The organism is Cellvibrio sp. QJXJ (assembly GCF_024452345.1).
GTDB lineage: Bacteria > Pseudomonadota > Gammaproteobacteria > Pseudomonadales > Cellvibrionaceae > Cellvibrio.
The window spans coordinates 3,622,142-3,644,490 of sequence record NZ_CP101662.1 but is presented as its reverse complement, the minus strand read 5'-3'; the positions used below and the strand labels follow the sequence as shown (position 1 = coordinate 3,644,490).

Genomic DNA, 22,349 nt, shown 5'->3' with positions numbered 1-22,349 from the left:
GCAGGCCACATAAAACCGGCAGGGCGCTCCCCAAAAGCGCCCTGCGAGTTGATAATAAATAATGATTTATTTTGTATTGTTCAATCACGGATAAGACAAAGGCTATGAACACCAAAACAATAAATTGGTACCCCTTGGTTATCGTTGTATTAGTCGCCGCATTGGCGGCTGTTTTTGCTGCACTGGTGCTGGAAAAAACCAAACCCCAAACACTTACAACACATAACAACCCCGCTTCCGATTCGGCATCAACACAAACCTACCACTGGAAAATGGTCACCTCCTGGCCGAAAAATACCCCTGGTTTGGGCGTGGGCGCGGAAAATGTAGCGCGCGTGATTAATGAAATGTCGGGCGGGCGTTTGCAAATCCATGTCTATGGCGCCAACGAATTAGTGCCCGCGATGGGCGTGTTTGATGCGGTCTCATTCGGCAGTGTGGAGATGGGCCACTCAGGCAGTTATTTCTGGCGCGGCAAAGTGCCCGCCGCACAATTTTTTACCTCTGTGCCCTTTGGTATGAATGCACAAGAATTGTATGGCTGGATCAACCACGGCGGTGGTTTGGAATTGTGGCGTGAACTTTACGCCCCCTTCAATTTAATTCCATTCCCGGCAGGCAATACCGGTGTACAAATGGCTGGTTGGTTTAATCGCGAAATTAATTCGGTGGAAGATTTGCGCGGTTTAAAAATGCGTATTCCCGGTTTAGCAGGCGAAGTTTTTAATTTAGCAGGCGGCACGGCAGTCAATATTCCCGGCGGCGGACTTTATACCGCCTTGCAAACCGGTGTAATCGATGCAGCCGAATGGGTGGGGCCAGAAAATGATTTAGCCTTCGGGTTCCAGCAGATCGCCAAATATTATTACTATCCGGGCTGGCATGAACCGGGCCCGTCGATGGAATTAATCATCAACAAAACAGCATTTGAAAATTTACCCAAAGATTTGCAGGCGATTGTCACTTACGCCGCGCGCGCCATGAGCCAGGATATGTTTGACAGCTACACCGCCAACAACAGTCGCGCCTTAAAAGAATTGGTAGAGCAGCAGGGCGTGGAAATTCGCAAATTGCCCGATGAAGTTTTAACACGCTTTTACGAAATTTCCCAAGAGGTTTACGCGCAGCAGGCAGCAAAAGATCCGCAATTCAAAAAGGTTTACGAATCCTACAAAGCCTTTATGGATGACTCGGCAGATTATCAAAAAATTTCCGAGCAAACCTATTATCAGGTGCGCGAACAACAGCGGCAGTAAACCGATGCTAACGCGCGGCGACATTCGACCCGCGCGTTATTTTTCCGGATCATCCTGCGCGCAAATTTCTACCAATGTGGCTATGCCATTTTTGCGCAATTTTTCCATCAGCTTGGCAAGCTGTTCTACCTGCGCCGCATCCAACTGTTCACCGTGAATAAACTCAAGCCGCTTCTTGGCAACCAGCTCACGCACATATTCAGGGCGCACACGCAGGCGTTCGGCAGTTTGGGTGATGGAAAGCAGTTGACGCAACATGGAGTGCTCGCGAAGGATCGATAAGGTTGCTTACTATGACATATTTATCCACATTCTAACTCCTCTGGCTGTGCTGGTTTTGCCACTGCGATCACTCATCTTCTTAAACTGACATATATTAGAGAGATACAAGCGCCTTTCTCTCATCCACTCTTCCCACGCAACTACGGAGACCATTTTATTTGTGGTGGTATTGCCGTGCGCGGAACATTCTTATGGAGCTGAAAATGGCAAAATTTAAAATTGACTTAAGACTTAATTATGAGTTCTCAGTAGGCAGGAAAGAGATAGCTAAAGTCGGCTATTTGATCCTCTTGGCTTTGCAATCAATAGATATGATTGAACCTTTTTGTAATGCCTCGGCTGTGAGTTATGAATGGCTGTGCCATAATTTATCTCATTATCTGTTTATCCCACGCTCACTTTTTCGTTTGATAGGTTCTCTTATGGCCAACCTCGGCACGCTCTATACCGTCTCTGCCCCCTCTGGCGCAGGCAAAACCAGTTTGGTGAGCGCACTGGTAAAATCCAATCCCGAAGTCTGTGTGTCGGTGTCGCACACCACTCGCCCTATGCGCCCCGGTGAAATTGACGGGGTGAATTACCATTTTGTTGATCACGCGACGTTTGAATCCATGCTGGAGCAGGGCGCCTTTCTGGAACATGCGCGGGTATTTAGCAACCTCTACGGCACATCGCAGCAGTGGGTGGTGGATACGCTAAAGCAGGGCATCGACGTGATTCTGGAAATCGATTGGCAGGGCGCCGAGCAAGTGCGTCGTTTGATGCCAGGCACAGTGAGCCTGTTTATCCTGCCGCCGTCATTGGCCTGTTTGCGTCAACGCTTGACCGGTCGCGGTCAAGATGATGTGGCGGTGATTGATGCGCGGATGAGCGAGGCAATTAGCGAGATGTCGCATTACGTGGAAGCGGACTACTTGATCATCAACGACGACTTCACCGTGGCGCTGGCACAATTCCAGGCGCTGATTACCAGCCAACATATCCGCCTGGCACGCCAAAGCGAGCGCCATAGCCAGTTATTAAAGGAGTTATTGGCTTAGTTATTGGTTTAAATGTGCCCAGTGCGGTTGGCATAGATGCCACCGCTGACGCATAATAGCCGACCGGACTGCAGCCCCGCTGCCTGTCCACCCCAAGCGCCTATAGATCACACCAAGTAGAGCACACAAAGTTATGGCACGTATTACCGTTGAAGATTGTTTGGATCACGTTGATAACCGGTTTGAACTGGTTATGGTTGGCAGCAAGCGCGCGCGTCAATTGGCAATCGGTGGTAAAGAGCCACACGTAGCACCCGAAAACGATAAACCTACCGTTATCGCCCTGCGCGAAATTGAAGAAGGTTTTATCGATGCCAGCATTCTGCTGGAGAAAGACACGCTGCCACAGCCAAAACCCGAGCGCGTGTACGAGAACGATATCTAAGATTTTGATCATGCCAGTCGCCGCTATACTCCATAGCGGCAATTCTGTCTGGAGAAGGGCGTGCAAACCATAGAGGCTTTAAGCCACCGGCTATCGTCTTATCTGGAACCTTCCCAAATCAATTTGGTGAAGCGCGCCTACTTCTATGCCGAACAAGCCCACGACGGCCAAAAACGTCGCAGTGGCGAAGCTTACATAACACACCCTCTCGCGGTTGCTGACATTTTGGCGACCATGCACATGGATCATCAGAGCCTGATGGCGGCCATGCTGCACGACGTGATTGAAGATACCGGCATCAGTAAAAAAGCAATCTCCGGCCAATTTGGCGATGCGGTGGCGGATTTGGTGGACGGCGTATCCAAGCTGACCCAGATCGAATTTGAATCCCACGCCGAAAAACAAGCCGAAAACTTTCAAAAGATGGCCTTGGCCATGGCCAATGACCTGCGCGTGATACTGGTCAAGCTCGCTGACCGTTTGCACAACATGCGTACCCTAGGCGCTATGCCGCCCGACAAAAAGCGCCGCATTGCCAAAGAAACCCTGGAAATTTACGCCCCTATTGCCCACCGTTTGGGTATGAATGAGGTGCGCCTGGAGCTGGAAGATCGCAGCTTCTATTGTATGTATCCGCTGCGCGCCACCCGTTTGCAAGCGGCGCTCAAAACCGCGCGCGGCAACCGCAAAGAATTAGTCGAACAAATCCAGACCTCGTTTGAAAAACGCCTGCAAAAAGAAAGTATCAACGCCATTGTGATTGGCCGGGAAAAACACTTATTCAGCATCTACGAAAAGATGCGTCAAAAGAAAAAATTCTTCAAAGAGATTATGGATGTCTACGCATTCCGCATAGTGGTGGACTCGGTAGACACCTGCTACCGCGTGCTGGGCGTGGTGCACAACCTTTACAAGCCGGTGACCAGTGAGTTCAAGGATTACATTGCCATCCCCAAAACCAATGGTTACCAGTCGCTACATACTGTGCTGGTAGGCATGCACGGGGTGCCGATCGAAGTGCAAATCCGCACCAAGGAAATGGACGAAATGGCCAACAGCGGTATCGCCGCCCATTTCCTGTACAAATCCAATAGTGACGAACCGGTCAACGCCAGCCACAACCGCGCGCGCCAATGGGTGCAGGGTTTGCTGGAAATGCAGAAAAATGCCGGCAACTCCCTCGAATTCATCGAGAACGTGAAAATCGACCTCTTTCCCGACGAGGTCTATGTATTTACTCCCAAAGGCAAAATTGTCGAGCTGCCCACCGGCGCAACACCGGTCGATTTTGCCTACGCCGTGCATACCGATGTCGGCAATACCTGCGTTGCCTGCCGCATTAATGACCGCATGGCGCCACTGTCGCAGCCGCTGCAATCCGGGCAAAAGGTGGCGATTATCACCGCTCAAGGCGCGCAGCCGAATCCCAGCTGGCTCAATTTTGCAGTGTCAGCCAAGGCGCGCTCGGCGATTCGCCACTACCTCAAACACCAGCGCCACCATCAGTCGGTCAGCTTGGGCAAACGCATGCTCAGCCGCGCCCTGAGCGAAATCCAGTTGGACCTGGAACATTTGCCCGAGGAGCTGCAGCAAAAACTGCTGAGCGGTGCGCAACTGGAGTCCATGGATAAACTCTATGAAGAGATAGGCCTGGGCAACAAAGTGGTTTATTCGCTGGTGAAATTGCTGCAGCCGGATGCCGAACTCAAGCCGCGCTCCGGCTCTGCTAACTCGGCGATTACCATCGATTCCGCCGAAGGTATGATGATCAGCTTCGCGCGCTGCTGTCGCCCGATTCCCGGCGACCCGATTATTGGCCATGTCAGCTCCGGTAAAGGCTTGGTGATTCACCAGGACACTTGCCGCAATATCGCCGAGATTCGCAATTACCCCGATAAAATCAGCCAGGTTAACTGGGCTGCTACCGTCAGCGGTGAGTTTTTGGTGGACGTGCGCGTGGAAGTGGAAAGCGAGCGCGGCATTATCGCCACCCTCGCCACCCGCATCACCGAACAGGGCGCAAGTATTGAGCACATCAACGTGCACGAGCGCGACGCTCACAACAGCGTGATCCACCTGTGTATCGGCGTACACAACCGCATCCATCTCGCCAACATCATGCGCCGCATCCGTACCCTGAGCTTTGTGATTCGCGTGAATCGCTCTAAAAATTAATCACTCACCATTAAGGTTTCCCCATGACCAACAAAGCCATTATCCACAGCGATAACGCTCCCGCCGCTATAGGTACTTATTCACAGGCGGTGAAAGTCAACAACACCGTTTACCTCTCCGGCCAAATTCCGCTCGACCCGAAAACCATGCAATTGGTGGAAGGCGATTTTGCTGCCCAAGCCCATCAGGTTTTCAAAAACCTCGCTGCCGTGTGTGAAGCCGCCGATGGCAGTTTGAAAGACATAGTCAAAATCAACATCTACCTCACCGACTTGGCCAACTTCCCAATCGTGAATGAAGTCATGGGCCAGTATTTCCAACCACCCTACCCGGCGCGAGCCGCTATCGGCATCAACCAATTACCACGTGCTTCACTGATTGAAGCAGATGGGATTATGGTGATTTAACTCATCACAACCGTTTAATAAAAAGGCCGATCAGATTGCTCTGATCGGCCTTTTTGTTGCTCAGACAACCGATTTACTTTTTCAGTGTCGCCTTGGGATTAGGCAAATCCGTAATCGTGCCCGCGCCCAGTTCTGCCGCCAGACCCACCGATTCGTGCAGGGTTGGATGAGCATGGATGGTCAGGGCTATATCCTCTACGCTCGCGCCAAATTCCAGCGCCAGGGTCAGTTCACCCAACAGTTCACCGGCGTGCACACCCACCAAACCGGCACCCAGCAGGCGATCGGTTTTGGCGTCATAAATCAGTTTGGTTTTGCCTTCGCTGCGGTCGGCGGCTATGGCGCGGCCGCTGGCGCTCCAGGGGAAAATGGCAGTTTTGTAATCCAGCCCCTGTTGTTTGGCTTCTTTTTCGGTCAGGCCGACCCAGGCGATTTCCGGGTTGGTATAGGCGATGGAGGGGATCGCCATAGGGTCAAAGGCGTGTGGATGACCGGCAACACCTTCGGCGGCGGCATGGCCTTCGTGGGTGGCTTTGTGCGCAAGCATGGGTTGGCCGATGATGTCACCAATCGCATAAATGTGCGGCACATTGGTTTGCAGGTATTGGTTGACGGCGATAAACCCGCGCTCATCCACATTAACCCCGGCTTTTTCCGCGCCGATCAATTTACCGTTAGGCACCCGGCCGACGGCGACCAATACGCCGTCAAACTGACGGGGTTCGGCGGGGGCATTGGCGCCGCTAAAGGCTACTTCAATCGCCTCAGGCTTAGCGGTTACAGCTTCCACTTTGGTGGACAGCAGCACTTCAAATTTGCCGCTGGTGTATTTGTTATAGACCGCAATCAGGTCTTTGTCGGCGGCGGGCACCAGTTGGTCGGCAAACTCTACGACCGTCACTTTACTGCCTAGGGCTTCGTATACAGTGGCCATTTCCAAACCGATAATGCCACCGCCAATCACCAGCAGGCGCGGCGGTACCGAACGCAGCTCGAGGGCCCCAGTTGAGTCAAAAATGCGGGGATCTTCGGGGATAAAGGGCAGTTTTACGCTGCGCGAACCGGCGGCGATAATGGCGTGATCGAAGTCGATCAGGGTAGTTTCATCGCCCTTGACCACTTGTAATTGATTGGCGCCGGTAAAACTGCCATAACCTTCTACCACCCGCACCTTGCGGCCTTTGGCCATGGCACCCACCCCGGACACCAGCTTGCTGACCACCGAATCCTTATAGGCGCGCACCTTGTCCAGGTCATAACTTACCGGACCCATGGTCAGGCCGAGATTGCTGACATGGCGCGATTCGTTCATCACCTCAGCGACATGCAGCAGTGCCTTGGAGGGAATACAACCGACATTCAAACACACCCCGCCGAGACTGGAATAGCGCTCGACCAGGGTGACTTCCAGGCCGAGGTCAGCGGCGCGGAAGGCGGCGGAATAACCGCCGGGGCCGCTGCCGAGTACAACGAGTTGGGTTTTAATGACGGTCATGTGCTGCTCCTTTGGACGAGGGAAATAGGTAAGAGGGTGAGCTTAAAAGAAACTGAAACCCACCTGAAAGAGTTTTTCTACATCGCGAATATGTTTCTTTTGCAACAGAAACACTATGACGTGGTCGCCGGATTGCACCACCACATCGTCGTGGGCGATAACCACTTCGTCGCCGTCCGGCCCTTGGCGCACAATCGCACCTATGTTGGCACCTTCGGGCAGATCTATATCTTCCAGCGCCTTGCCGACCACCTTGGATGACTTGGCGTCGCCGTGGGCGATAATTTCAATCGCCTCAGCCGCCCCGCGGCGCAGTGAGTGAACGTTCACTATATCGCCGCGGCGCACGTGGGTGAGCAGGCTGCCGATAGTGGTGGTTTGCGGCGAGATGGCAATGTCGATATCTCCACCTTGTACCACATCCACATAGGCGGGGTTATTGATCAGTGTCATCACCTTGCGTGCGCCAAGGCGTTTGGCGAGCATGGAGGACATGATGTTGGCTTCATCGTCGTTGGTGAGTGCGAGGAATACATCGGTATCTTCGATGCTCTCCTCCATTAGCAGGTCTTTGTCCGAGGCGCTGCCCTGAATCACAATCGCCCGCTCCAGCTGTTCCGAGAGACGGATGCAGCGCATTTTGTTGTACTCGATAACCCGTACGTTGTAGCGGCCTTCGAGCATTCTGGCGAGGCGCAGGCCAATATTGCCGCCGCCCGCAATAGTGATGCGCTTATAGGCCAGTTCAAGGCGGCGCAATTCGCTCATCACTGCGCGAATATCGGCTTTGGCGGCGATAAAAAACACTTCGTCATCGGCTTCGATCACCGTGGTACCGGTGGGCATTATGGCGCGATTGCGCCGGTAAATGGCGGCAACCCGGGTATCCACCGAGGGCATATGCTCGCGCAAAAAGCGCAGCTCTTGTCCGACCAAAGGCCCGCCGTGATAAGCCTTAACCGCCACCAATTGCACCTTGCCCTCGGCAAAGTCGAGCACCTGCAGGGCGCCGGGCTGCTCAATCAGGCGGAAAATATACTCGGATACCAACTGCTCGGGGCTGATCAATACATCGATGGGAATGGCGCCCGAATCAAACAGCTTTTGCTGGGTGAGGTAGGAGGTAGCGCGCACCCGCGCAATCTTGGTGGGCGTGTGGAACAGGTGTTCGGCAACCGTACAGGCGATCATATTGATTTCGTCGTCACTGGTTACGGCCACCAGCATATCGGCATCACCCAACCCCGCCTGTTCGAGTATGTCGGGGTGCGAGGCTTCGCCGGTGATCACGCTGATATCGAGCCGATCACGCAGTTCGCGCAGTCGCGCCTCGTCGGTATCCACCACGGTGATGTCGTTGGCTTCGCTCGCCAGGTGTTCCGCCAAACTGCCGCCAACTTGCCCGGCGCCAAGAATAATAATTTTCATAAAGTGCCTGTTACCTGCCTCAATTTGTCGCCAAGTCTAGCCTTCGCTGCGCACTTTTGCCGCGAGCGCCTAGGGTATCTAGTTATTTATCTGCCTTGCGCAGGCGCGCGTAGTAAAAACCATCGTGACCATCCAGTTGCGGCAGTAGTTGCCTGCCGCAGGGCTGGCTTAGCCCCCACTCGACCATCAGCTCGTCGCAGATTGCGTCTTGTTGGCGCGCAATAAATGCTTCAATCACACGGGTATTTTCCTTGGGCATCACCGAACAGGTGGCGTAGAGCAAAATGCCGCCCGGTTTGAGCAGTGACCAGAGGCTTTTCAGCAGCTGGGCCTGCAGTTCCCCGAGTTTATCCAGCTCCTCCGGGGTGCGCAGCACTTTGATGTCGGGGTGGCGGCGCACAATACCGGTGGCGGAGCAGGGGGCGTCGAGCAGGATGCGATCGAAAAGTTCGCCATCCCACCAATCATTAGGTGTGGTGCCATCGCCGCAGACAACCTCGGCGCTCACTCCCAGGCGCGCCAGATTTTCGCGCACGCGAGTCAGGCGCCGTTCGTCGGCATCAAGGGCGGTTAGGTGCAGGCTCGGCTCCAGCTCCAGCAAGTGCCCGGTTTTGCCACCAGGAGCACTGCAGGCATCCAACACCCGCAAATTGGGCGACAATTCAAGCAAATCGCCGCTCAATTGTGCGGCTTCGTCCTGCACACTCAACCAACCTTCAGCAAAGTATGGCAGTTTGCGTGGGTCGCAGGCCTGCTCCAGGGTGATGCCGTAGGGGCTGTACTGGGTGGGTTTGGCGCCGATATCGGCATCGCTTAATAGTTGCAGATAGTGGTCGCGACTGATTTTGCGGGTATTTAAACGCAGGCTAAAGGGCGGGTGCTGGTTGTTGGCGGCGATCAACTGCGCGAATTGCGCGGACCAACATTTGCTCAGCATAGCCTCCATCCAGGCTGGGTGATTGCTTTGAAAAGCGCGATTTTCAGCAAGAAATTCATTAATCCTGCCGCTATCGCGCTGGAAGCTGCGCAACACGCCATTGACCAGGTTGGTTGCCCAGGGCTTTTTGATATGGCGTGTGACTTCCACCGTTTCACCAATCGCGGCGTGGTCGGGGATGCGTGTGTGCAGCAGTTGGTAGAGGCCGAGCAGCAACAGAGCCTGCACATCACTGTCTTTGGCGCGCAGGGGTTTGTCCAGCAGGCATTCGGTATAGGCCTGCAGTTGCGGATAAAATCGGCAGGTGCCAAAACACAGTTCTTGCAGCAATGCGCGGTCATTGTCGGGTATTTTTGTGGAAATGGCGGGTAACAGGCTGGAAAGTGAACCTTTGGCCTGCAGTATCTGGGCAATTACCTGCGCCGCCGCAGCGCGCACACTTAACATGCTGGCTGCTCCAATTGTTGGCCAAGGCTAAACAAATCGGGATGGCCGCGCAGTATCTCACCGACACTCATGGCTTTCTTCCCCGGCAATTGCAGCATTTCGAGCACAAGTTGCCCCTCCTTACAGGCGATCCATAATCCTTCGGGGTTGATCTGGGTGATGCTGCCGGGTGCGGCATTGGCGTTAGTATTGGACGCTTTAGCGGCCCAAACACGCATACGTTGATCGTCGCCCGCACCTGCGGGTTTGGTGTGCGCCACGGGGAAGGGATTAAAGGCGCGCACCTTGCGCGCAAGCTCAACGGCGGACAATTGCCAGTTGAGCGCCGCCTCCTCTTTGCTGAGTTTGGGCGCGTAGTTGCTCAAACTGTCGTCCTGTTTTTCCGGCTTAATGGCTCCGGACTCAATCAAATCGAGCGCCTCAATAAGCGCCGGGGCACCAAGGGTGATGAGCCTATCGTGCAGGCTGCCGCCGGTATCTTCAGCCAAAATTGGACAATAAGCCTTAATCAGCATATCGCCTGTATCCAGCCCCACATCCATTTGCATAATGGTCACGCCGGTTTGCGTATCACCCGCTTCGATGGCCCGCTGGATGGGCGCAGCGCCGCGCCAGCGTGGCAGGATCGAAGCGTGCACATTAATACAGCCGAGGCGCGGAGCAGCGAGCACCGCCTGGGGCAGGATTAATCCGTAGGCAACTACCACCATCAAATCGGCATTCAGCGCGGCCAGCGCTTCAACCGCCTCGGGGCTTTTAAAATTGAGCGGTTGGTAGACGGGAATATTGTGTGCGAGTGCAACTTCCTTCACCGGGCTAGCGCTGAGTTTTTTGCCGCGCCCGGCCGGGCGATCCGGCTGGGAATAGACCGCAATCACCTGATGGCGACTGCCCAGCAGGGCTTTTAAATGCTCGGCGGCAAACTCGGGCGTGCCTGCGAAGATAATGCGTAAACCTTGGCTCATGAATAACCTGTCGAATTACAAAGCGTTTAAATCGATAACGATAGAAAATAAAAAAGGCGCCCGTAGCGCCTTTATCTGCTGCGCACGCTTAGCGCGCCTCAGCCTTGTGTTTTTTCTCCAGCTTGGCGCGGATGCGGGTGCGCTTGAAGGGCGAGATGTGATCCACAAACAGCTTACCATTGAGGTGATCCAGCTCGTGCTGGATACAGACTGCAAGCAGCCCCTCAGGGGTTATCTCAAAAGGTTTGCCGTCGCGATCCAGCGCCTTGACACGGATATGATTGGGGCGCACCACAGTTTCATAGAAACCGGGCACCGACAAACAACCCTCGTCGTATTCACTCAACTCCGGATCAAGCACCTCAATCTCGGGGTTGATAAATACCAGCGGCTGGGATTTGTCTTCACTCACGTCTATAACCACAACACGCTTGTGCACATTCACCTGCGATGCAGCAAGACCAATGCCGGGCGCGTCGTACATGGTTTCGAACATATCGTCGACCAATTGACGGATTTTATCATCCACTTCTGTGACGGGTTTGGCGACAGTGCGCAGCCGTGGGTCGGGAAATTCAAGGATAGGTAACAAGGCCATAGTGTTTGTGACAAACTTCTAGTAAAAAGGTAATAACCGCTGCTAACATGATGATCGCACAGGATTTATGCGGTGCACACGGAAACAGCATGGACTTTAACTTATTATTATACGTCTATCTGCCTCAGGACCGAATAAAACAGGATCGGTTTCTATGAAAAAAATATTACTGGCCGTTGCGGCCGCCTCTTTGATCAGCTTCTTCTCCTGGGCTGATGACGCCCTGCTTAAGACTGGTCACCCCGACGAATACACGGTCAAAAAAGGCGATACCCTCTGGGATATTTCCGGCACCTTTTTGAACAGTCCCTGGATGTGGCCCGAGATTTGGCACGTTAATCCACAGATTGAAAACCCCCACCTGATTTTCCCGGGTGACCTGATCAAGTTGATTTACCTGGATGGCCAACCGCGTTTGACGCTGGAACGCACTATGAAAATGGTTCCCGGCGGCGCAACCAAATTGAGCCCCAGCATCCGCGTTCAGCAGATGGATGAAGCCATCAGCGCTATTCCACTCGATAAGATTGATGCCTTCCTCTCGCGCAGCCGAATTGTTGAGCCCGGCGTGCTGGAAGCCTCACCTTATATGCTCGCAGGTCAGCAACAACACCTGATTGTAGGTGCCGGTGATCGCGCCTACGCACGCGGCCAATTCGATGCCAACTACACCAATTACGGTGTATATCGCAAAGGCCAGCTCTTCAAAGATCCAGTCACCAAAGAAGTCCTAGGTGTTTATGCCCAAGGTATAGGCACAGTAGCAGTCAATAAAATGACCGGCGATATAGCGACGCTGGATGTAGTGCGCACCTACGAAGAAGTTCGCCCCGGCGACAACCTGTTGCCTAGCGAAGACCGCTCAGTCGACTCTATTTTCTTTCCGAGCGCGCCCGACTCAGAAATTGAAGCCCAAATTATTGCCGTTGAAGGCGGTGTAACCCAAGTGGGCAAGTTCAACGTGGTTATGATCAACAAGGGTGAGCGCGAAGGCTTGCAAATTGGCAATGTAATGGCCATTTTTAAAGCGGGCGAAGTAGTGAGTGACCGGGTGCGCGGCGGCAAAGTTACATTGCCCGATGAACGTGCCGGCTTGCTGATGGTATTCCGCACCTTTGAAAAAATGAGTTTTGCATTGGTATTGGAATCTGACCGCCCACTGTCTGTCAGGGATAAAGTGCGCAACCCCTAATCTGTAATATATAGAGCTGCCCCCCAGTGGGCAGCATAGCTCAAGGATGATGTAATGCTTTCCCCTCTCGCCGCCCATTTACTCCTTTTACGCCTACCCGATACCGGAACCGCCAGCTACTGGCAGTTAATGGAGCAATTTACCAGCCCTCAGGAACTACTGAGCCTTCCTGCTCGCAGCCTCGCGCCCTACCTCAAGCCGCTGGCCATTGAGGCACTTGCCGACTTTCAGGCCAACCCGCAGCAGAGTCATTTAGCCCGCCTGTTGGCGGCAGATATGATTTATCTGGAGCAACAACCTTCACTGCATTGCCTACTATTTGATGACCCGCGCTACCCGCGCCTGTTGCGTGAAATCCCCAAACCGCCGCCACTGCTGTTTGTGCGCGGCAACCCGGATTGCCTGAGTTTGCCGCAGCTGGCGATAGTGGGCAGCCGCAGCCCAAGCGGGGGCGGCAATGAAAATGCTGAGCGCTTTGCGGCGTATCTGGCCGGTTGCGGCTTGGCGATCACCAGCGGTTTGGCTTTGGGTATAGATGCCGCTGCTCATCGCGGTGCACTATCAGCAGGTGGTATTACCATTGCGGTGATGGGCACCGGCATAGACCGGGTTTATCCATCGCGCCACCATCAATTAGCACAGGCGATTGTCGATGGCGGTGGTGCGCTGGTCAGCGAATTCCCGCTGGGTACTTCATCCCACGCCAGTCATTTTCCCCAGCGCAACCGTATTATCAGTGGCCTCAGTGGCGGCACCTTGGTGGTTGAGGCGGCGGTGCAAAGCGGCTCATTAATCACCGCGTCTTACGCACTGCAACACAACCGTGAGGTGTTTGCGATTCCCGGCTCCATCCACAACCCGCTGGCGCGGGGCTGTCATCAACTCATCCGCCAGGGCGCAACCTTGGTGGAAACCGCGCAAGACATAGTCGATCAACTTTCCGGTTTAATCAGCTACAAGCGTCAGGAGCTGCGCGATAACCTGCAGCAGGAAGAGCTTTTCGCCGCTCCACCCACCCGCAACACCAAGTCCCCATCGAATGAAAAAAATACCCCGACGGAATCGCCCTCACTCAGCGAGCAAGAACAGCAATTGCTGCACGCCTTGGGTTACGATCCGCTGCCGCTGGATCTGCTTGCCGAGCGTATAGGGCAGGACGTGGGCGGCTTGTCGGCGGCGCTGATTGGCCTTGAAATCAAAGGTTTGGTGCAACAGGTTGGCGCGTCTTACCAGCGCTGTTGAATCGCTATAACCTGCCTGCGGGTTGAGCTTGGGCGATGGCTGGGGTAGATTCGCGCCAGACTGCACCCGCAGCCCGTTTTTAGTCAGCCCACAGGTAATACTTATGCTCGATTGGTCAATTCATCCCCGCGTTCAATACGCCGCCCGTCAAATGCGCTTTGGCGGTGTAGTCGCCTACCCGACAGAAGCCGTATGGGGTTTGGGCTGCAATCCGTTCGATGAATTGGCGGTGACGGAATTACTCGCGCTCAAAGAACGCCCCGTGCAAAAAGGGCTGATCCTGGTCGCGGCAAGCTTCCAGATGTTTGCCCCGTTTCTCGATCATTTGGACGACCTGCAGCGCCAGCGCCTAAAAAATAGCTGGCCAGGCCCGATCACCTGGCTAGTACCTGCGAATGGGTTGATTCCCTACTGGATCAGCGGCAACTTTACCAGTGTCGCCCTGCGTGTCACCGACCACCCGGTTGCCGCTGGCCTGTCGCGCGCCTTTGGCGGGCCGATAGTCTCCACCTCCTGCAACCCGCAAGGCCGCGAGCCGGCACGGGACATTCACCAGGTGCGCCGCTACTTTGGCAACCAATTAGCCGCAATCACCGCTGGCGCTGTTGGCAAACGCAAAAATCCCTCCGAGATTCGCGATTTATTGACCGGTAATATTGTTCGCCCCAGTTAGCTTTTGTAAGCGATTTCCCCCCTTTGCAACTGCTCCGCGTAGAATGGCGACCTTTTTAGGCTCGCCTATACTAGACACTCAATTCGCAAGGATCCCCTATGAGCAATTCCCATGGGCCAGATAAGGCCGCGGTAAAAGCCTATCTACTTGATCTGCAAGACCGCATTTGTACCGCACTCGCCGCCGAAGATGGTGGCGCGGATTTTATTGAAGACGCCTGGACCCGCGCCGAGGGCGGTGGCGGCCGCTCGCGTGTGCTTACCAACGGCAAGGTAATTGAAAAGGGCGGAGTGAACTTCTCCCATGTTTACGGCACGCAAATGCCTGCCTCGGCGACGGCACACCGCCCCGAATTGGCGGGCCGAGCATTTGAAGCCATGGGCGTATCGCTCGTGATTCACCCTCACAACCCCTATGTGCCTACCAGTCACGCCAATGTGCGCTTTTTTATCGCCGAAAAAGAGGGCGCGGAACCGGTATGGTGGTTTGGCGGTGGTTACGACTTGACCCCCTATTACGGCAACGAGGCCGACGTAGTGCACTGGCACCAGACCGCCAAAAACGCATGCGATCCGCTCGGCGAACATCTCTACCCAAAATTTAAAAGTTGGTGCGATGACTACTTCTTTTTGAAGCATCGCGGCGAAGCGCGCGGTGTGGGCGGTTTATTTTTTGATGACTACAACGCCGAAAATTTTGCGCAAAGTTTTGCGCTGATGCGCGCGGTCGGCGATAGTTATGTGCCCGCCTACCAGCCGATTGTTAATGCGCGTAAAGATCAGCCATTTACGGAACGCGAGCGCGATTTCCAACTCTATCGCCGTGGCCGCTATGTGGAATTTAATTTGGTGTACGACCGCGGCACCCTGTTTGGTTTGCAAACCGGTGGACGCACCGAATCGATTTTAATGTCACTGCCACCGCTGGTGCGCTGGGAATATAACTGGCAACCGGAAGCGGGCAGTGCTGAAGCTGAACTTTATGAAAAATTTCTCCCTCACCGCGATTGGTTGAAATAAAAATAATTTACCGTCAATTACATTGCGACTATTTAGTGGATAACTCATGACCGATTTATACGCCGTATTCGGCAACCCGATTAATCACAGCAAGTCACCGAATATCCATCGCCAGTTTGCCGAACAAACCGGGCAGGATATGCACTACAACAAACAACTTGTCAACGAAGGCGAATTTGAAAGCGCGGCGCAAGAATTTTTTGCGCAGGGCGGCAGAGGTTTAAACATAACGGTGCCCTTCAAATTAAATGCCTTTGCCTTTGCGCAAAAACGTACCGCGCGCGCGGAGCGTGCCGGCGCTGTAAATACGCTAGCGCGTCTGAGCGATGGCACTATTCTTGGCGATAATACCGACGGCATTGGCATGATTCACGATATGCACAACCTCGGCTGGGAACTGGAAGGCAAACGTGTATTAATTCTCGGGGCGGGCGGTGCCGTGCGCGGTATTTTGCAGCCGCTGCTGGAAGAAAAACCGGCGCAAGTAGTCATTGCTAATCGCACAGTGGAAAAAGCCGAAACGCTGGCAAAAAATTTCCTCGACCTGGGTGACATTTGCGCAAAAAGTTTCGCGCAATTACACGGTGATCACTTTGATATTGTAATTAACGGCACCTCCGCCAGTATGCAAGGTGAATTGCCGCCATTACCAGATGACCTGCTCGCTGCCAACGCTTGTTGTTACGACATGATGTACGGCGCCGAGCCAACTATTTTTTTAACCTGGGCCAAAACCCACGGTGCGGTGCAAATTGCCGATGGTTTGGGCATGCTGATCGGCCAAGCCGCAGAAGCCTTTTATTTGTGGCGACAAATTCGCCCGGAAGTTGTACCGGTAATTACGGCGATGCGCCGCCAGTTGGCAGAGAAAAAATAAATCAATGCAGCAAACAACAGCGGGAGCCCAGAGTGTTATGCGAAAGATCAATCGCCTATGCACACACCGCTGGGTTTTCCTGCCTGTGCCGCAGAGTGCACAGTTGTGTGTGTCGCTGCTATTGAGCGCAATTTTTTTCTTCACTCAAGCAGCGCACGCGGAGCCAAAAACCGAAGGGCATAACCAAGCCCGCACAACTCCGCTGAAAGTGGTAGTGCCCGGCAGCGGTAAAGCCGCGCCCCATGAACCCTATTTTTACTACGTAAACCTGTTGCGCTTGGCACTGGAAAAAACCCGCGCGAGCGATGGCGATTTTGAATTGGGTTTTCACCAACACAGCGGTGGCATAGAGCGCGACCGAACGATGTTGATGGCGGGCGTGGGCATTGACGCTATGTGGGCATCGGTCACCCGCGAGCGAGCGGAAAAATTGCGTGTTGTCGAGGTGGATTTATTAAAAAATCTGAACAACTATCGCGCCCTGTTAATTCACAAAGACAAACAAGCACAATTTTCCAAAGTAACAAGCCTCGCGCAGCTACGGCGCTTTAAAACGGGCACCGGTCCCTATTGGACCGATGGCATCATTATGAAAGACAACGGTTTTACGCTGGTGTACGGTGCCAATTATGGCGGCCTGTTTAAAATGCTCGCCAAACACAGATTTGATTTTTTTTCGCGCGGGCTGCATGAAATTGAAAGTGATTTAATTGCCTTTGCTTCACTGGGATTGATGCAGGAACCTCGTTTGCTGCTCAAGTATGATCGCCCGGTGAGCTACTGTTTTTTTGTCAATAAAGATAATCACGCACTCGCCGACCGCATTGAGCGCGGGCTGCGCCTGGCGCAAGCAGATGGCTCGTTTGATGAATTATTTTTCAGCATGCCCAACTTCAAATACGGCTATGAAATGTTGCGCGATCCGCAGCGCCTTATATTGCAGATTACCAATAAAACCAATCCTTAATTCTTTAATGACTGCGGTACTGTCATGGTATATGCCAGCTTATTTTTTACCGCCCTGATCGCCGCGACATTTTTTCCCCTCTCCTCCGAAGCGCTGCTGGTGTCACTGTTGCATCAGGGCTACTCACCACTGTTGCTCGGGCTGGTCGCCACACTCGGCAATACACTGGGCTCCTGCATCAATTGGTATCTGGGGCGACAGTGCTTGCATTTCCAACACAAAAAATGGTTTCCGATTTCCCCTGCACAGCTGCAGCGCGCCCAGCAGCAGTTTCAACGCTACGGCATTTACTCCCTGCTATTTGCCTGGCTGCCCATAGTCGGTGATCCGCTCACTTTGCTGGCCGGCGTGATGCGGGTGCAATTCCCCTTGTTTGTTGCACTGGTGGCCGTCGGTAAAGCGCTGCGCTATACCTTGGTGATCTGGCTGAGCCTGCAACTGCTCTAACCAGAGTTGACCACACCAAAACAATCTAAAAATTAGATCATAATAAGCAATTTTTAGCTATTTTTAATCTAATTATTAGACCTTATTCTGGTTGCAACTGAGGCGATGACAGAACTTCTGCAGCACCTCACCCCCTTAATGTTCTTTAGCCAATTACCCGGAGTTCACCATGACTGCAATCAACAAAATTCTCGCTACCAATAACTCGTTTTCCGCGCTAGCACTGCGCTTGCCACTGGGCATTATTTTTGCCGCCCACGGTGCGCAAAAACTGTTTGGCTGGTTTGGTGGCTACGGCCTGCAAGGCACCGGCCAGTGGATGGAATCCATCGGCCTGGGCCCCGGTGTGTTGATGGCCGCACTGTCTGGTTCGGCGGAGTTTTTTGGCGGTCTGGCGCTGATTTTGGGTCTGCTCACTCGCCCTGCCGCGCTGGTATTAGCGGTGACCATGCTGGTGGCCATTTTTACCGTGCACTTCAGCAACGGTCTATTTATGAGTAACAACGGCTACGAATTTGGCTTGGCACTCCTGGCCGGTGCAGTTTCGCTGCTGATTTCCGGCGGCGGCCGCGCCAGTATTGACCGCCTGCTCGCTAAACACTGAGCGCAATAATCGCTACAACAGTATTTCTGTAAGAAACTGCAAGAAACCCGCAGCGTCAATGGGGGCGCTGCAAGAAAAATGAGGTGACCTATGATCAGTATTCGACGCAGCCATGAACGCGGTGGTGCCAACTTCGGCTGGCTGGATAGCAAACACACGTTTTCATTCGGCAGTTATTACGATGAGCGCCATATGGGGTTTTCCACCCTGCGCGTCATCAACGACGACCGCGTCACGCCCGGTGCCGGTTTTGCGACTCACGGTCACCGCGACATGGAAATCATCAGTTATGTATTGGAGGGTGAAATCGCCCACAAAGACAGCGAGGGCAACGTCGCCACGCTACCGCCCGGTGAATTCCAGTTGATGTCGGCGGGCAGCGGAATTCGCCACAGCGAATTTAATCCGTCAGACAGCAAACCCCTGCACTTTTTGCAGATCTGGATTGAACCCAATGTGCACGGCGAAGCGCCCGGCTACCAGCAAAAGGCATTTGGCAGCACGCCCGGTTTAACCCTGGCGGTCAGCCCGGACGGTGAAGCGGGCAGTTTGGTGATCAAACAGGATGCCCGGGTGTATCAATTGCGGCTGGACGCAAAGGGCGCGGCGCAATTACCCGCGCTGCGCCAGCGCAACTACTATGTGCATGTGATTAAAGGCGAGCTGTTGATTGAAGGCGAATTGGTGAGCGCTGGCGACGGCGCCAAACTTAACCGTATCGACAACTTGCTGATGCAGGCGCAAGCCACGGCGGTAGAAGCGCTGGTGTTTGATTTACCCTAGGCTTGGGCGGCAACCACCCGCAGCCTAAGTTCTTCGGGAAACCCCTCCAGCCGGGCGACCAGTTCGTCGCCCGGTTGCACCGGCCCCACACCGGCGGGGGTGCCGGTAAAAATCAAATCGCCGGCATCCAGTTTTATATAGCGCGACACCTCCACAATCAATTCCGGCACCGACCACACCATGCTGCGCCAATTGCCGCGCTGCACTTCTTTGCCATTGCGCGTTAGCACCAAATCGCCGAACTGCGAAAGCTCGCTGAAGGTGATGGGTAAGATGGCCGTACAGGGCGCCGAGCCGTCAAAACCCTTGGCCAGCTCCCAGGGGCGGCCCAGTTGTTTGGCTTCTTTTTGGCGGTCGCGACAGGTCATATCCAAACCGACGGCAACACCAAATACATAATCGGCGGCATCGGCAGCCGCAATCTGCGCGCCGGATTTGCCAATCGCAATAACCAATTCCAGCTCGTGTTCAACCTGTTGCGAAAAATGCGGGTAGATAAAATCCCTATGGTTTTGCGCCAGCGCACTCTGCGGTTTGAAAAAGAAAAATGGCGGTTCCCGCTCCGGGTCGTGGCCCATTTCCCGCGCGTGTTCGGCGTAGTTGCGGCCAATGCAGATAATTTTATTGACGCCAAACGATGCGCCCTTAGCCTGCAATACCGGCAGCTGATAAACCCTGGTAGACATAATTATCCCTTGGTATGGGTGGAGTGAATAACGCAGCGATTGCGCCCGGCCGCTTTGGCCTGATTCATGGCGCTGTCGGCAAATTTTAACAGGGTGCTGGCGCTGCGCTCATCGCCATTAAACAGCGCTATGCCAATACTGGTGCTGACTTTGCAGCGCTGGTTGATCAGCACAAAATCCCGCGTAAACAATGCCAATAACTGCTCGCCAAACTCCTGCGCCAAACGCTCGGCGGTGCCAGCATCCTGCCCCAACTGCTCCACCACCAGCACAAATTCATCGCCGCCAAAACGCGCCAAACTGTCGCCCGGGCGCAAATGGGTCAACAGCCGCTGGGCAATTTCCTGCAGCAGCAAATCGCCCTGATCGTGGCCATAGTTGTCGTTGATGTAGCGGAAGTTGTCGATATCGATAAACACCAGCGCCGCATACTGGTGATGGCGACCACAGGCCGCCATAGCCTTTTGCAGCTGCTCATTAAGCTGGCGGCGATTAGGCAGGCGGGTCAGGGCATCGGTAGAGACGCTCTGGCGGATAATGTCCTCTGCCTCTTTGCGCTCGCGAATATCGCGCGAGCTGCCCTGGGCACCCGCAAACTCGCCCTCGGCATTAAAAAACATACGGACCGCCGCTTCAGTCCACACCAGCTCACCGTTTTTATGTTGCAGGCCATAGCGGGCCACGGAATCGCGCACACCGGTGGTGCCATAGCGTTTGGCATTGCGCATGACATGTTGGAATTCGGCGAGCGCACGCTCCCGTTCGCTGGCATGCAGCACAACCTCCATAGGTTGGCCGAGCAGCTCCTGTGGCTGGTAGCCCAGCAATTTGTGCACGGAAGGGCTGAGGTAGGAATAGCGATTGCGGGCGTCTATTTTCCACACCCAGTCGGTCATGTTGTCAGTGAGCAGGGCCATTTGCTGTTCGTGCTCGCGCAGTTGCGCCCGCTGGCGGCTAACTTTGCGATTGAGGCTGCGGGTCTGCAACAGCAAGCCAGCCGCCGTGAGAGCGATCAACACTAGCGCCACCAGCAGCAATGCGCTCCAATTGAACACCCGCACTTCTTTGTGATTGACCCACTTTTGTTGCAGTGCGGTCATTTCCTCCGCGCTGATAGCGCCAATCGCAGTATTGATCTTCGCCAATAGCGCGGTGTTGTCGCGCGCTACCGCAGCGTGGAGCGAGCGCCGGTAGAGCACCGTCAGCACGCGGAATTTATCGGGTGTGGTGTAGCGATCCAGGTAGTACATGCCCACCGGATAATCAGCGACAAAAGCGTCCACTTCGCCTGCAATCGCCGCTTGCACCAGCAGCTCACTGTTTTGATAAAGCTTCAGTGGTTGGGTCTCGTAGTGGCTGAGCAAATACTCTTGTTCATAGGCGCCCGCCACCACACCCAGCGGCATAGCTTGCAGGTCGCCAATATCAATAGCGCCCGCGAGTTTCTTGGTGTGGATAAAAATCGCTGTGCGCAGCTCAAACAACGGCGCGGAAAAAGCGAGGGTTTTGCGCCGCTCGGGCGATAGCAATAAACCACCGTGGATAAGCCCCGGCGTGTTTTGTACGCGGCTGATGGTATCCGGCCAATCCATCAGCTCTACCTGCAGCGGCACCTGTTGTTTGGCGGCGATCAACCGCCAGATATCGATAATCAAACCCTGGGCATTGCCCTGCTGGTCGCGAAAGGCAAAGGGCGCCAAGCGATGATCCTGCACCACCTGCAGTGGTACAGGCGCCGGAACTTGCGGCGGCGCCTCCTGCGCGCTGAGGGTGGCGCTAAGCACCAGCAGCAGCCCACTCGCGGCCGCCTTCAACAACCCAGACATAAAGACCTGCAATTAGCTTTCGCTGAGATAAGTATTTTTGAGCTTTACGTAGTTATTGGCAGAGTAGAGGAAAAAGCTTTTTTCCGTTTCTTTCAACGGGCGAATCTGTTTGACCGGGGTGCCCATATACATAAAACCTGACTCAAGGCGTTTGCCCGGCGGCACCAGTGAACCAGCGCCGATCACCACCTCATCTTCCACTACCGCTCCATCAAGGATAGTCGAACCTATGCCGATCAGGACGCGATTGCCAATCGTGCAACCGTGTAAACACACCGAATGGCCCACGGTCACATCATCGCCAATGATGAGCGGATGACCGGCGGGGTTGTAATCACTGGCGTGGGTGATGTGCAGCACCGAGCCATCCTGCACACTGGTGCGCTGGCCGATGCGGATTTTGTGCATATCGCCGCGAATCACCACACAGGGCCAGACGGAAGAATCGTCGCCCAGCACCACATCGCCAATCACCACGGCCGCTTCATCCACCATTACCCGTGCGCCCAATTGCGGTCGCTGACCTTGGAAACTTCTTATTGCGCCCATAGTTATGCTCCTGAAAATGCTCGTCTTTAATGGGTGTATGATACGCCAAACCCCGCCCGAATTTGCCTC

23 protein-coding genes are annotated in these 22,349 nt (G+C 54.2%); 14 read left to right on the top strand and 9 right to left on the bottom strand.

The features are described from left to right. Positions 1-104: 104 nt before the first annotated feature. The gene (locus tag NNX04_RS15770) at positions 105-1,256 is read left to right on the top strand and encodes a TRAP transporter substrate-binding protein (protein ID WP_261946412.1); all 1,152 of its coding nucleotides are present in this window, start codon (positions 105-107) and stop codon (positions 1,254-1,256) included. Positions 1,257-1,292: 36 nt separating this feature from the next. Here the strand turns inward: NNX04_RS15770 and NNX04_RS15765 are convergent, their stop codons facing one another. Further along, the gene (locus NNX04_RS15765) at positions 1,293-1,514 is read right to left on the bottom strand and encodes a hypothetical protein (RefSeq protein WP_261946411.1); all 222 of its coding nucleotides are present in this window, start codon (positions 1,512-1,514) and stop codon (positions 1,293-1,295) included. A 446-nt stretch (positions 1,515-1,960) separates the two neighbouring features. Here NNX04_RS15765 and gmk point away from each other — a divergent pair, with 446 nt between their 5' ends. From gmk to NNX04_RS15745, 4 genes are all read left to right on the top strand, one after another. Further along, entirely contained in the window at positions 1,961-2,578 is a 618-nt protein-coding gene (gene gmk, locus NNX04_RS15760; protein WP_007638624.1) for a guanylate kinase, read from the top strand. Positions 2,579-2,711: 133 nt separating this feature from the next. Then, positions 2,712-2,963, top strand: a complete 252-nt coding sequence (gene rpoZ, locus NNX04_RS15755; protein WP_007638626.1) for a DNA-directed RNA polymerase subunit omega — start codon at positions 2,712-2,714, stop codon at positions 2,961-2,963. 60 nt (positions 2,964-3,023) lie between these two features. After that, a complete protein-coding gene (spoT, locus tag NNX04_RS15750; protein ID WP_007638628.1) occupies positions 3,024-5,138 on the top strand; it encodes a bifunctional GTP diphosphokinase/guanosine-3',5'-bis pyrophosphate 3'-pyrophosphohydrolase in 2,115 nt (704 codons plus the stop codon). A 23-nt stretch (positions 5,139-5,161) separates the two neighbouring features. Beyond that, positions 5,162-5,545 (top strand): RidA family protein, encoded by a 384-nt coding sequence (locus NNX04_RS15745; protein ID WP_261946410.1) that lies wholly within the window; start codon positions 5,162-5,164, stop codon positions 5,543-5,545. 73 nt (positions 5,546-5,618) lie between these two features. Here the strand turns inward: NNX04_RS15745 and lpdA are convergent, their stop codons facing one another. From lpdA to def, 5 genes are all read right to left on the bottom strand, one after another. Further along, positions 5,619-7,040 (bottom strand): dihydrolipoyl dehydrogenase, encoded by a 1,422-nt coding sequence (gene lpdA, locus NNX04_RS15740; RefSeq protein WP_261946409.1) that lies wholly within the window; start codon positions 7,038-7,040, stop codon positions 5,619-5,621. A gap of 42 nt (positions 7,041-7,082) precedes the next feature. Further along, on the bottom strand, positions 7,083-8,468 hold the full coding sequence (trkA, locus tag NNX04_RS15735) for a Trk system potassium transporter TrkA (RefSeq protein ID WP_007638633.1): 1,386 nt from the start codon (positions 8,466-8,468) through the stop codon (positions 7,083-7,085). 82 nt (positions 8,469-8,550) lie between these two features. Then, a complete protein-coding gene (rsmB, locus tag NNX04_RS15730) occupies positions 8,551-9,852 on the bottom strand; it encodes a 16S rRNA (cytosine(967)-C(5))-methyltransferase RsmB (protein ID WP_261946408.1) in 1,302 nt (433 codons plus the stop codon). Beyond that, entirely contained in the window at positions 9,846-10,817 is a 972-nt protein-coding gene (gene fmt, locus NNX04_RS15725) for a methionyl-tRNA formyltransferase (RefSeq protein WP_261946407.1), read from the bottom strand. The genes rsmB and fmt overlap by 7 nt, the downstream gene beginning before the upstream one ends. An 88-nt stretch (positions 10,818-10,905) precedes the next feature. After that, complete coding sequence (def, locus tag NNX04_RS15720; protein WP_007638636.1) at positions 10,906-11,415, bottom strand: peptide deformylase; 510 nt, start codon at positions 11,413-11,415, stop codon at positions 10,906-10,908. Between the two features lie 154 nt (positions 11,416-11,569). Here def and NNX04_RS15715 point away from each other — a divergent pair, with 154 nt between their 5' ends. From NNX04_RS15715 to NNX04_RS15675, 9 genes are all read left to right on the top strand, one after another. Continuing rightward, positions 11,570-12,607, top strand: coding sequence for a LysM peptidoglycan-binding domain-containing protein (locus tag NNX04_RS15715; RefSeq protein ID WP_261946406.1), 1,038 nt, complete (start codon positions 11,570-11,572; stop codon positions 12,605-12,607). Positions 12,608-12,661: 54 nt separating this feature from the next. Further along, positions 12,662-13,849 (top strand): DNA-processing protein DprA, encoded by a 1,188-nt coding sequence (gene dprA, locus NNX04_RS15710; protein WP_007638638.1) that lies wholly within the window; start codon positions 12,662-12,664, stop codon positions 13,847-13,849. Between the two features lie 103 nt (positions 13,850-13,952). Continuing rightward, positions 13,953-14,522: a Sua5/YciO/YrdC/YwlC family protein gene (locus tag NNX04_RS15705; protein ID WP_261946405.1), complete on the top strand. Its 570-nt coding sequence runs from the start codon at positions 13,953-13,955 to the stop codon at positions 14,520-14,522. Positions 14,523-14,620: 98 nt separating this feature from the next. Further along, positions 14,621-15,541: an oxygen-dependent coproporphyrinogen oxidase gene (gene hemF / locus NNX04_RS15700; RefSeq protein WP_261946404.1), complete on the top strand. Its 921-nt coding sequence runs from the start codon at positions 14,621-14,623 to the stop codon at positions 15,539-15,541. Positions 15,542-15,587: 46 nt separating this feature from the next. Further along, a complete protein-coding gene (gene aroE, locus NNX04_RS15695) occupies positions 15,588-16,418 on the top strand; it encodes a shikimate dehydrogenase (RefSeq protein WP_261946403.1) in 831 nt (276 codons plus the stop codon). 37 nt (positions 16,419-16,455) lie between these two features. Beyond that, positions 16,456-17,385 (top strand): substrate-binding periplasmic protein, encoded by a 930-nt coding sequence (locus NNX04_RS15690; protein WP_151055579.1) that lies wholly within the window; start codon positions 16,456-16,458, stop codon positions 17,383-17,385. Positions 17,386-17,409: 24 nt separating this feature from the next. Beyond that, a complete protein-coding gene (locus tag NNX04_RS15685) occupies positions 17,410-17,832 on the top strand; it encodes a YqaA family protein (RefSeq protein ID WP_261946402.1) in 423 nt (140 codons plus the stop codon). 169 nt (positions 17,833-18,001) lie between these two features. After that, positions 18,002-18,436, top strand: coding sequence for a DoxX family protein (locus tag NNX04_RS15680; protein WP_261946401.1), 435 nt, complete (start codon positions 18,002-18,004; stop codon positions 18,434-18,436). A gap of 90 nt (positions 18,437-18,526) precedes the next feature. Continuing rightward, a complete protein-coding gene (locus tag NNX04_RS15675) occupies positions 18,527-19,219 on the top strand; it encodes a pirin family protein (protein WP_261946400.1) in 693 nt (230 codons plus the stop codon). Here the strand turns inward: NNX04_RS15675 and NNX04_RS15670 are convergent. The 3 genes from NNX04_RS15670 to NNX04_RS15660 are packed head-to-tail and all read right to left on the bottom strand — an operon-like array spanning position 19,216 to position 22,280. Next, positions 19,216-19,905 carry a fumarylacetoacetate hydrolase family protein gene (locus tag NNX04_RS15670; protein ID WP_261946399.1) on the bottom strand — a complete coding sequence of 230 codons (690 nt, stop codon included), beginning with the start codon at positions 19,903-19,905 and terminating at the stop codon, positions 19,216-19,218. The two genes, NNX04_RS15675 and NNX04_RS15670, sit on opposite strands and share 4 nt — an antisense overlap. Positions 19,906-19,907: 2 nt before the next feature. Then, on the bottom strand, positions 19,908-21,731 hold the full coding sequence (locus NNX04_RS15665) for a diguanylate cyclase domain-containing protein (protein WP_261946398.1): 1,824 nt from the start codon (positions 21,729-21,731) through the stop codon (positions 19,908-19,910). Between the two features lie 12 nt (positions 21,732-21,743). Then, entirely contained in the window at positions 21,744-22,280 is a 537-nt protein-coding gene (locus NNX04_RS15660) for a gamma carbonic anhydrase family protein (RefSeq protein ID WP_261946397.1), read from the bottom strand. Between the last annotated feature and the right edge of the window lie 69 nt (positions 22,281-22,349).

Coding starts and splice junctions, on each gene's coding strand:
- hemF (WP_261946404.1), top strand. CDS start 14,621: ATGAGCAATTCCCATGGGCCAGATAAGGCCGCGGTAAAAGCCTATCTA.
- NNX04_RS15665 (WP_261946398.1), bottom strand. CDS start 21,731: ATGTCTGGGTTGTTGAAGGCGGCCGCGAGTGGGCTGCTGCTGGTGCTT.
- dprA (WP_007638638.1), top strand. CDS start 12,662: ATGCTTTCCCCTCTCGCCGCCCATTTACTCCTTTTACGCCTACCCGAT.
- gmk (WP_007638624.1), top strand. CDS start 1,961: ATGGCCAACCTCGGCACGCTCTATACCGTCTCTGCCCCCTCTGGCGCA.
- NNX04_RS15660 (WP_261946397.1), bottom strand. CDS start 22,280: ATGGGCGCAATAAGAAGTTTCCAAGGTCAGCGACCGCAATTGGGCGCA.
- NNX04_RS15705 (WP_261946405.1), top strand. CDS start 13,953: ATGCTCGATTGGTCAATTCATCCCCGCGTTCAATACGCCGCCCGTCAA.
- NNX04_RS15685 (WP_261946402.1), top strand. CDS start 17,410: ATGGTATATGCCAGCTTATTTTTTACCGCCCTGATCGCCGCGACATTT.
- fmt (WP_261946407.1), bottom strand. CDS start 10,817: ATGAGCCAAGGTTTACGCATTATCTTCGCAGGCACGCCCGAGTTTGCC.
- NNX04_RS15765 (WP_261946411.1), bottom strand. CDS start 1,514: ATGTTGCGTCAACTGCTTTCCATCACCCAAACTGCCGAACGCCTGCGT.
- NNX04_RS15745 (WP_261946410.1), top strand. CDS start 5,162: ATGACCAACAAAGCCATTATCCACAGCGATAACGCTCCCGCCGCTATA.
- NNX04_RS15690 (WP_151055579.1), top strand. CDS start 16,456: ATGCGAAAGATCAATCGCCTATGCACACACCGCTGGGTTTTCCTGCCT.
- NNX04_RS15670 (WP_261946399.1), bottom strand. CDS start 19,905: ATGTCTACCAGGGTTTATCAGCTGCCGGTATTGCAGGCTAAGGGCGCA.
- def (WP_007638636.1), bottom strand. CDS start 11,415: ATGGCCTTGTTACCTATCCTTGAATTTCCCGACCCACGGCTGCGCACT.
- NNX04_RS15715 (WP_261946406.1), top strand. CDS start 11,570: ATGAAAAAAATATTACTGGCCGTTGCGGCCGCCTCTTTGATCAGCTTC.
- rpoZ (WP_007638626.1), top strand. CDS start 2,712: ATGGCACGTATTACCGTTGAAGATTGTTTGGATCACGTTGATAACCGG.
- rsmB (WP_261946408.1), bottom strand. CDS start 9,852: ATGTTAAGTGTGCGCGCTGCGGCGGCGCAGGTAATTGCCCAGATACTG.
- NNX04_RS15680 (WP_261946401.1), top strand. CDS start 18,002: ATGACTGCAATCAACAAAATTCTCGCTACCAATAACTCGTTTTCCGCG.
- NNX04_RS15770 (WP_261946412.1), top strand. CDS start 105: ATGAACACCAAAACAATAAATTGGTACCCCTTGGTTATCGTTGTATTA.
- NNX04_RS15675 (WP_261946400.1), top strand. CDS start 18,527: ATGATCAGTATTCGACGCAGCCATGAACGCGGTGGTGCCAACTTCGGC.
- lpdA (WP_261946409.1), bottom strand. CDS start 7,040: ATGACCGTCATTAAAACCCAACTCGTTGTACTCGGCAGCGGCCCCGGC.
- trkA (WP_007638633.1), bottom strand. CDS start 8,468: ATGAAAATTATTATTCTTGGCGCCGGGCAAGTTGGCGGCAGTTTGGCG.
- aroE (WP_261946403.1), top strand. CDS start 15,588: ATGACCGATTTATACGCCGTATTCGGCAACCCGATTAATCACAGCAAG.